This is a genomic window from Geobacter sp. (assembly GCF_030834625.1).
Classification (GTDB): domain Bacteria; phylum Desulfobacterota; class Desulfuromonadia; order Geobacterales; family Geobacteraceae; genus Geobacter.
This window is the reverse complement of sequence record NZ_JAUQXO010000062.1, coordinates 40,968-50,045: the sequence shown is the minus strand read 5'-3', so window position 1 is coordinate 50,045 and position 9,078 is coordinate 40,968. Positions and strand designations below refer to the sequence as shown.

General features: G+C 60.2%; 6 protein-coding genes, 1 pseudogene and 1 riboswitch. Of the genes and pseudogenes, 3 read left to right on the top strand and 4 right to left on the bottom strand.

All coding sequences use genetic code 11. The annotated features are described in order from the left end of the window. The 4 genes and pseudogenes from RCH91_RS14585 to RCH91_RS14570 form a co-directional block, all read right to left on the bottom strand. A partial coding sequence (locus RCH91_RS14585) for a transposase (protein WP_306534530.1) occupies positions 1-80 on the bottom strand: 80 nt, incomplete at its 3' end. A gap of 1,873 nt (positions 81-1,953) precedes the next feature. Beyond that, positions 1,954-2,547, bottom strand: a pseudogene (locus RCH91_RS21500) (cytochrome c peroxidase); the annotation flags it as partial. A gap of 866 nt (positions 2,548-3,413) precedes the next feature. Further along, positions 3,414-3,494, bottom strand: a riboswitch (cyclic di-GMP riboswitch). Positions 3,495-3,693: 199 nt separating this feature from the next. Continuing rightward, the gene (locus tag RCH91_RS14575; RefSeq protein ID WP_306535700.1) at positions 3,694-4,308 is read right to left on the bottom strand and encodes a response regulator transcription factor; all 615 of its coding nucleotides are present in this window, start codon (positions 4,306-4,308) and stop codon (positions 3,694-3,696) included. Position 4,309: 1 nt separating this feature from the next. Next, positions 4,310-5,758 (bottom strand): sensor histidine kinase, encoded by a 1,449-nt coding sequence (locus tag RCH91_RS14570; RefSeq protein WP_306535699.1) that lies wholly within the window; start codon positions 5,756-5,758, stop codon positions 4,310-4,312. Positions 5,759-6,002: 244 nt separating this feature from the next. Between RCH91_RS14570 and RCH91_RS14565 the strand changes: the two genes are divergently transcribed. The 3 genes from RCH91_RS14565 (at position 6,003) to RCH91_RS14555 (ending at position 9,042) form a co-directional block, all read left to right on the top strand. Further along, on the top strand, positions 6,003-6,683 hold the full coding sequence (locus RCH91_RS14565; RefSeq protein WP_306535698.1) for a cyclase family protein: 681 nt from the start codon (positions 6,003-6,005) through the stop codon (positions 6,681-6,683). Between the two features lie 10 nt (positions 6,684-6,693). Then, positions 6,694-8,454 (top strand): diguanylate cyclase, encoded by a 1,761-nt coding sequence (locus RCH91_RS14560; RefSeq protein WP_306535697.1) that lies wholly within the window; start codon positions 6,694-6,696, stop codon positions 8,452-8,454. 120 nt (positions 8,455-8,574) lie between these two features. Beyond that, positions 8,575-9,042: a BCAM0308 family protein gene (locus tag RCH91_RS14555; RefSeq protein ID WP_306535696.1), complete on the top strand. Its 468-nt coding sequence runs from the start codon at positions 8,575-8,577 to the stop codon at positions 9,040-9,042. Positions 9,043-9,078 lie beyond the last annotated feature (36 nt).

Below are 9,078 nucleotides of genomic sequence, written 5' to 3'. Positions count from 1 at the left end.
TTTTGGGACAGCCCTTGCTCTGTTACCAGTTTGACCGCCTCTGCTCGAAACTCTGGCGTGTAACGTTGCTGCTTCTTCATGTTCCCCTCCCTCTCGGTAGTTTACCAAGTGGGAGTGTCCATTGTCTTCAGGATACGTCACATTGCCTCCGCGCGAGATGTCGTTCCCGATGGGTGTCACCCCGAGGTTGTACATTCCGTTGTCGAGCATGCCCATGCCTTGGGGGAATCCACCCTGTGGCAAGCCACTCACCACGTTGCCGAAGGCATCGGTAGCCGGAACCGAACATGGTGGTACGGTGCAGAAGTCCAGGACGTTACGCTCTATGGCGTCCTGGGCGTTCTCCATCAACTCGCCCTCAAGGCTGAAGCCGGAGATGACCCGGTCTCGACCCAAGGGCTCCGGAAATTTCTCGGACCCCGGCTGGCCTGTGAAGAACTCCTGGACAAAGTCGATGAAGCTCGTCTGGTGACTGGTCCCGAAAGTGGCGTCGGTCAGGGTCCCGCCGGCATGGCACTCACCGCAACGGAGCGACCTGAAGTTGCGGTTCTTGAGAGACAGGTTGGATCCCAGGAAGAAGTCGAGGCCCATCAACGGGTCGACCGTAGCGTCGCTCACCGTACGCGTGCCGCCGGCAGGCACGTCCGTACAGCCGGCCGGATTCTCGGGCGGACAGTTGATTCTGGCAACAACGCCCGGATCCCGCTTGAAGTTCCCGACCTCGACGAAGCAGGGTTGCACCCCGCCCGTTCCATTCGGTCCGAAGCAATTGGGCAGATCGAGAGCGAGAGTCGGCTCGCCGGACTCGCCGAACGATGCGAATGTATCGGGATTCGCGTCCATGAACCGGTCAAACGGCGTGTCATCCGGGACCAGCAGGAGGCCCCAGGCGTGTACCGACAGTCCTGCAAAGAGGGGCATGTTCGCTTCCATCTGGGTGAACTGGTCGGTGTTGCTCGCAACGGCTGGACCGCTGGCAGGGGTGAGAACGTAGTTGTCGAACGGGTCGGCAGTACTGTCGACTACCACGTCACCGTTACCGTCGGCGTCCGTATCCTGGAGGACCGGGACAGCGACGCTGCCGGCAGCGCACTGATTCGGATGGAGTGCGAGGTTGCCGTCAGTGTAGCAGCCGTTGAGGTGCTGGCCCGTGTTTCTCCAGAGTGCCGGGTAGAAGGCCCGCCGGATCAGGCCCGGGTAATTGATGCACAACCCTGGCTTGCCGGCTGCCGTTGCCCCGGGGGAACGATCCGCCGCCGGCAACGCCGCACAAGCCGAACCACCCTGGTTGGAGTAGAGACCCATCACGCTGTCGGTGGTGGAGACCAATTGGTTGGCCAGGGGCGTCACGCCCGCTTGGAGCAGCTTCTTGCCGAGCTTGGCCCAGTTGCGTCCTTGGAAGGACATCTCGAAGTCGCTCAGCGCCGGCCCGGTTGTCAGCGAAGCCAGGCTGACGAACCGGATGATCTGCCGCGTTGGCACGATGGTTCCGCCTTGATCGACCATGACGTGGCTCTGCGGGTCGGAGGCGCCAAAAACGCTGCCGCCGTTGAAGTCGTGGCGCGCACGGCCATCCCAGAAGTTGTCGAAGTTCATGGCCGAGTTGAAAAATGTGGGGGTGTTGCGTGGCTCGACCCGGCGCAGCCCCTGGAAGAGCGGAATCGGGTCGGCAGTCTGCCCGCCAACCGGGTCGTCGCCGATGTCAGGCATCAGCGTCCTTACGCCAAACGCGTCTGGCGGACCCAAGGCTCCAATTGGTGGAATGTCGACGAACCGGCGGAATCGCACGCCCATCGAGGACGCGACGTCGTTGATGTCGTTGCCGGGCCCGAAAGTGTCTTGCCCGCCCGGGTGGAAAGGAAAGTCGGTCGCAACCAAGTCCGTGTTCTGAACACCTCCGTGGAGCTGAAGGGTCAAGTCCCCGCCCAGATGGTTGGGGTTGGTCTGGTTCTTGGTCCGGTTGTCGGCGCCGGCGTGGAAGTGGCACGAGGCGCAGGCCTGGACCGTGTCGCTGCCCACCTGCATGTCCCAGAACAGGGCCTTGCCCAACGCCGCCGCCGCCGCCCTTGCGGCCACCTTCTGCGCACGTTGTTGGGTAACATTACCCGTACCCCCGGCGTAGTAATCGTTCTCATTCGAAGGCAGCAAGGCCGCGGGATCGGCAGCGAGGTTGGCCGCCGAGTTCCTGGTGTATAAGGGGTTACTCGGAGTTCCATTCGGGGGAACCCTGAGCGAAGGTTTTCGCAGGCCCCCGGCACCTCCGGCGTTGCGCGGCTGGATGAATCCCCGCGCCGGGTCGAAGAGTCGCGCGGTTGTGGGAATGGGAGTCGCATGGGATGCTATCCCAGGGACGGCCGGGGTCGAATACTGTCCCCTCCTGGCGGGGGTGTTGTTGCCCAACACTCCGAACCCGAGGTAGCCCGGTTCGCCCGGATCGCCTCCGGTGATCAGCGCGCCCTCTCCGGTGGGTGTGCTACCCCACGGGTGAGGACCAGGGAAAAAGAACGAGTCCACAGCGGTGATGGTAAATGGGGTATCCGGCGCCATGGGGCTGTTGAAGTCGATGGCCGCCCCGTCGTCCTCAACGCGGTCCTCGCCCGGAGAGACCTCGATGGGCCGATAGGTGAATGCATATGACGCAGGCACAGGTGGCGTGGCACCAGGATCGCCCGGAGAAGTTTGGACGAGCTGATACGGGACTTGCCAAGGACCTCCCTCGTAGTCGATGTTCAGCAGGCGCAGTTCCTCGCCGTTCATGTGGTTGTAATTCAGCGGATGGATAATGTGGCGGGGCAGCGGCACCTCGGTGCAGCCCGCACTGCCCGGCGCGCACGGCTCGCCCGTCGCGTTTCGGTAGATGAAGGACCGGCGGCGCTCCTGGGTCAAGCGGTACGACGGATAGCCCTGCTCGTTCCCCGCCACGCTCGGATCAAGGGCGAATTGGTACGGGTTGTCCAGCATCTGCTCCAGCTCGTCCCAGATGGCAACGTCTTTCAACGAACCCAGGGCGCTCTCCACCTCGAAGGCAAAAAACGCCTGCTGGAAGGGGATCAACCCGGAGTTGTCTATTATGTTGCCGCTTATTGTCGGCTGAGCCATGGCCGGCGTCGCCGACAACGGCGCCATGGTCAGGCAGAGGATTACGGCCATGACTCTCGTCAAGACCAGGGGCCTTCTCCCCTTAAAGAATGGGTTGCCGCTCTTCATGACTTGATTCTCCTTTCCTTTCTTGTCGAATTCCTGCTTCAGATTCCTTGCGGCAGTTAGAGTGCCCACCATCCGTTCCAATCACCTCCTTGCTGGGCAGGCGGGGTGGCCTGATTTGGTCTATGCTCGCGTCCCGTTTTCCTCCTATCCGGAATCACTCCATGCCAGTGAAAAATGAAAAGGCCGGGCATACCGAAGGTTTCTTCTTCGGCAACCCGGCCATCTTCATTTTCGGAAGACCCGTGGCTTTCCTAACCCTTCTCGCAAAGGGGTCGGCTTTTCGAAAGAGAATAGCTACAAATACTATTCGTTGAAGGAATACTATCCGATAAACAAATGGCTTCAATCAGTAGAAATACGGATTTTCATACCGTACAAATACGGATTACAGAGCGCCCAAGATGCTTATTGGCTGGATTTATTGGTTTTTTATGCGGTGAGGATGAGGGACTCTATTGAAACAATAACGGGTAAAGGGTGACGTGTTTAAATATATCCTTTGTGAATGGCGTAGTTTACCAGGTCGGCGGTGTTCTTCAAATTCAATTTCTTCAGGATGGCGGCACGATGGCTTTCCGCGGTGCGGACGCTGATGAAGAGGGTCTCCGCGATCTCCTTATTCGATTTTCCTTGGGCAATCAATTTCAGAACCTCTATTTCGCGGACCGACAGCGGTTCGGTTAAGGGCGCCCGCTTTCCAAACAGCTCTCCCGCGAGGCGGGGAGAGAGATAGACTCTCCCCTGCCGGATGTTCTCGATGGCGGAAAAGAGATCCCGGTCCGCATCCTCTTTCAGGAGATATCCGTCGGCGCCGGCGGACAGGGCTTGATGCACGTATTCTTTGTGCATGGTGAGGATCAGTATCTTCACCTCGGGGTATTTCTTCCTAATTCCGCTGACAGCTTCGATCCCGCGGAGATTTGGCATCGATATGTCGAGAATGACCATGTGTGGGGTCACCGTATTCAAGAGCGACAAAAGCTCGATGCCGTCCCCGGCTTCCCCGATGACCTCCAGACCAGCTTCCACTTTGATAAGCCCTCCCAACGCCTGCCTGATCAGAACGTGGTCATCGGCAAGCACAATCCGGTAACGATCCATGTCAGGCCCCTCCTTTCCCAACGGGGATACTAAAGGTGATCCGGGTGCCTTTCCCTGTCTGACTCCATAGATCGAAAACCCCGTCCATCATCCTTACCCGCTCCGTCATGGTCGCCAGACCGAGGCCCTTTTCGGGGGCATTTTTCACCGATGCCTGTTTCAGATCAAACCCTTTCCCGTTGTCTTCGACAGAGAAGATAACCGTATCGTCATGGCGCCGGACAACTACGGATACATGTTCAGCCTCAGCATGCTTCCCGATATTCGTGAGGGCCTCCTGAATAACCCTGTAGATGGTAATCCAATGGCTACGAGGAAAAAGATGATCAATCTCCGCAATATCGGCCGTCAGTATCGTGGCTGGAATTATCGCGAAGCTGCTGACAAGCCATCGAAGAGCGGATGTCAGCCCGAGGTCTTCGAGGATGGTAGGACTCAGAGCCAGGGAAAGCCTGCGGACATCTTCGATGACGTGATCCATGTACCCTAGCAGTGCCTCGCACTCTTCCCTTATCTCCGGCTGGCCTTCACTCAGTCCTTTCTCTATGGCCCTTATCCGGAGCTTCGTGACACTCAGGGCCTGGCCCAATTCATCATGAAGTTCCATGGATATGCGTTTTCGCTCCATTTCCTGAGCAGTTATAAGTCTGGAAGAGAGGAGTCGAATCTGTTGTTCCGTCTCTTTCAGCGTTTCCTCTGTCTGCCTGCGCTCGGTGATTTCAACCCGGAGAAGCTCATTCGCGGTCGTCAATTCAGCTGTGCGCTTTTCGACTAACTTGGCGAGATGCTCGCGGTGTCCTGTCAATTCTTCTGCTTGTGAGAGCAATTGCTCATGTGCCTTCCGCAGCGCTTCTTCGGCACTTTTTCGCTGTCTTTCGCGGCTCCAGAGACCCGCTGTTGCAGCAACCACAATAAACACCCAGCTAACCAGGATGCCAAGGAAGAGGAGCCTGTATTTCTCCCGGTTTCGGGCTTCATCTCTTTCTATAACATCTTCCAGATTTCTCGCCTTGCTGAGAATTTCCTTGAAGAGCGTATCAGACTGATGATGGGAAACCGACCCTATTCCTGATTTTTCAGGGTCCTGCAAACGCGCCAGACCGATCATCTTAAACTTCACCAGCAGGGACTTGATCGCTTCTGCGCGGGCGCGCAGTTCCGGGTCTTCGAGCGGTTCCGAAATCCAATTATGCTCAGATTTTCCTCCCTTGAGGGTCACATCGACCAGGTTTATCGCCGGATCCAGATCGGCAATAACCTTCTCGGCATCCGCTTCAGTATCTCCGCCGACAGCGTGCTCTAACCAGAGATGGGCTGTTGCAGTATGGATCTGAACATCCATTATCGCGTCGACAATGTCAGAATCAGTGCGCAGTTTCTCGCTGATCCGATCGACCCACAAGAGCAGAATGATCGAGAATATGCCGATCAAAAAGACCGTTGTCGGCATCCAGTACCATTGCCGCGATTTTATTGAACCTGACATAGAAATTAATGCCTGTAACAGAGAGTCCGTTGTCTGCCTCATACTAAGCGGTTCTGCTCGCCAACAACGGGTATTTCACGGGGCGGCCTCACCGGTTTCAGTTTAACCGGAATGCCGTGAAGGTCAAATTAATGGAAATGGACCCCCCTCGCAAAACCCTCCACTGCGTGTATACTTTTCAGTGATTCCCACGCAGTGGAGGCCCTCCATGACCATCTACGACATTACCGTTCCCCTCTCCCCCGACCTTCCCGTCTACCCCGGCGACCCGGCGGTCGTCCTCGAGCCGCTCACCCGCATCGCCCGGGGAGACACGGCCAACGTCACCCGTGTCACCATGACCACCCACAGCGGCACCCACCTGGACGTGCCGAGCCACTGCCGCGACGGCGGCGCCACCGTGGACCACCTCCCCCTGTCGCTCCTCATGGGGAAGGCCCGGGTGGTGGATATCAGCGGCGTGCGCACCATCGGCCATCGGGAGCTGGCCCGCCTCCCGGTGAGGGGGGAGGAGCGTATTCTCCTCCGGACCGACAATTCCCTCCTCTGGGAGCGTCCCGGCTTCCAGGACGACTTCGCCCACCTCACCGAAGAGGGTGCCGCCTTTCTCATCGAGGCGGGGGTCCGGCTCGTGGGGATCGACTACCTCTCCATCGAGGGGATCGACAGCGGCATCACCGTCCACCGGATGCTCCTGGACGCCGGGGTCGTGATCCTGGAGGGGCTCACCCTCGCGGAGGTGGAGCCAGGGGAGTACGAACTCATCTGCCTCCCCCTCAAGATCGCCGGCGGTGACGGAGCCCCGGCCCGGGCTATCCTCCGGGGCCGGGAGCGGAGTGCCGGAGAGCCCCCCTTCGATCCCCACACCACCCGCTGGCCCGTGGCCTGACGAGGACGCCATGGCCGGATCACGGAAGATCGTCAGCGCCCGGGAGTTGGACCTCCTGCGCCGTCTTCTCCGGGAGCGGACCGAGGAACTGGAGCGGGCCAACGAGCGCCTCTTCATGGCCACCCAGGTGAAATCGGAGTTCCTCTCCCACATGTCCCGGGAGTTTCAGCGACCTCTCGATCGCATCGTCGATTTCGCCTCCTGCCTCCGTGACGGCGCCATGGGGGAGGTGAACTCCGACCAGCGCCGCGGTCTCGAAGCCATCATCATCCGGGGGATGCGGCTCCAGCGGATGCTTCAGCGGGTCCTGGAGTTGTGCAGCAGCGATCTGGGGATGGCGGTCTTTCTTCCCAAGGAGTTTCCCGTGCATGATGTCCTCGACCGGGTGGTGAAGCGACTGCGGGAGACGGCAAAGAAGCGGGGGGTGACCATCGATGCCGGCTGCGTGAATGGGGAGGGGACCGTCACGGCCGACGAGGGGAAGTTCTCCTTCATCATCGAAGAGCTGGCCACCAATGCCCTCAAGTTTTCCCCCAAGGGGTCCAGGGTGACCGTGCGTCTGCGGGATGTGGTTGCCAATGGCCTGGAGGAGCGGTTCCTGGAGGTGGCGGTCTCTGACCAGGGGCGGGGAATCCGGGAGGAAGAGCTGGAGCAGATCTTCAAGAGCTTCGAGGTGGGTGGCGGGGTGGCAGCCGGCCCCGGGAGCCTCGGGCTTGGGCTTGCCCTGGTGAAGCACTTCGTGGACCTCCACGGCGGCCGCATCGCTGTCGACAGCCGGGCCGGGGAGGGGAGCACCTTCACCGTCCTCCTTCCCAAGGGGGGACCCCCCGTTCGCATGGCCCGCACGCCGCGGGTGCTGGTGGCGGGCCTTGAGGGTGAACTCCTCGGACCTCTCCTGGCGCGGCTCCGGGAGGAGGGGTACGACACCATCACCGCCGGCGGCGGCCAGGATGCCCTGGACAAGGGGATTTCCATGGCTCCCGACCTCTGCATCCTCAGCCTCTCCCTCCCTGAGGTGGGGGGGATCGACGTCTGCCTGCGGCTCAAGGCCCACGAGCGGAGCAAGCAGATCCCGGTCATCGTCACCGCCCCCCTCCCCGACCGCTCGGCCAAGGTCAGAAGCGCCCAGGCGGGGGCCGACGGATTCTTTGCCCTCCCGGCCGAGATGGGGGAGCTTCTTCTCAAGGCCCGCAGCCTCATCGCCCAGAAGCTCAACTACGACTTCCTCAAGCGCAACTATGAGATCGCCGCCAGCGAGGCGTTCACCGATTCCCTCACCGGCCTCTTCAACCTGCGCCAGTTCTGGCTGAGCCTCGAGCACGAGCTGGCCCGGGCCCGCCGCTACCGCCGTCAGTGTTCCCTCGCCATGATCGACATCGACTTTTTCAAGCAGTACAACGACCGGCACGGTCACCTGCGGGGGGACGAAGTGCTGAAGGAGGTGGGTGCTCTCTTCGGCGCCAGCATCAGGGATTCGGACATCGCGGCCCGCTACGGGGGGGAGGAGTTCATGGTCATCATGCCCGAAACGGGCCGCGACCTGGCCTTCATCGCGGGGGAGAAGCTGCGGCGGGCCGTGGCCGAGCACCCCTTCCCCCTCCAGGAAACCCAGCCCGGCGGGATTCTCACGGTGAGTGTCGGCATCGCCACGTTCCCCGACGACGCAACCACGGCCCGGGAGTTGGTGGATGCGGCGGACCAGGCCCTCTATCGGGCCAAGAGACGGGGAAGAAACCGGGTGGAGGGTCATGGCGCCCCGGACAAGGGGTGATATACTGAAATCAGAGACTTAAGTGATTGGACGGAAGACAGGGAGTCTTCCGGAAAGGGGTGTGACGCAATGGCCGTTAAAAGAGCTCCAGCACGGTTTGGGTTTGAGGAACATGGAAAAATGGCAACCCGCAGCACGGATGCGTACCTGCCACACGAGGGACAGGAAGCCGTTGGGGTCTGTACCGGTTGCAAGGCTATCTCGTGGGGGAAACGCTGGTTTGCCGACGGTGACGAAGCGGTAACATTACCCGCCGGCTCCACGCCGCACAAAGTCGTCTGTCCCGCATGTCAGCGAATGCAGGATAACAACCCCGCTGGGATCGTCACCTTTTCAGGGGACTACCTCCTCCAGCATGAGGAGCTGATCCTGAACGCCGTCAAGAATATCGAGGCAAAATCGCGGGCCAAGAACCCCCTGTCCCGGATCATGGAGATCGGTCAGGAGGGGAACGTTCTCACCATCCGCACCACCGACGAGAAGCTGGCGGAAAGGCTGGGGAGGGAGATCTACAAATCTCACAGCGGGAAGCTTGGCTTCCAGTGGAGCGAGGATGAAAACTTCGTCCGGGTGAGCTGGTCACGCTGACACAGAAAAGGGCGACGGAAACGTCGCCTTTTTTCA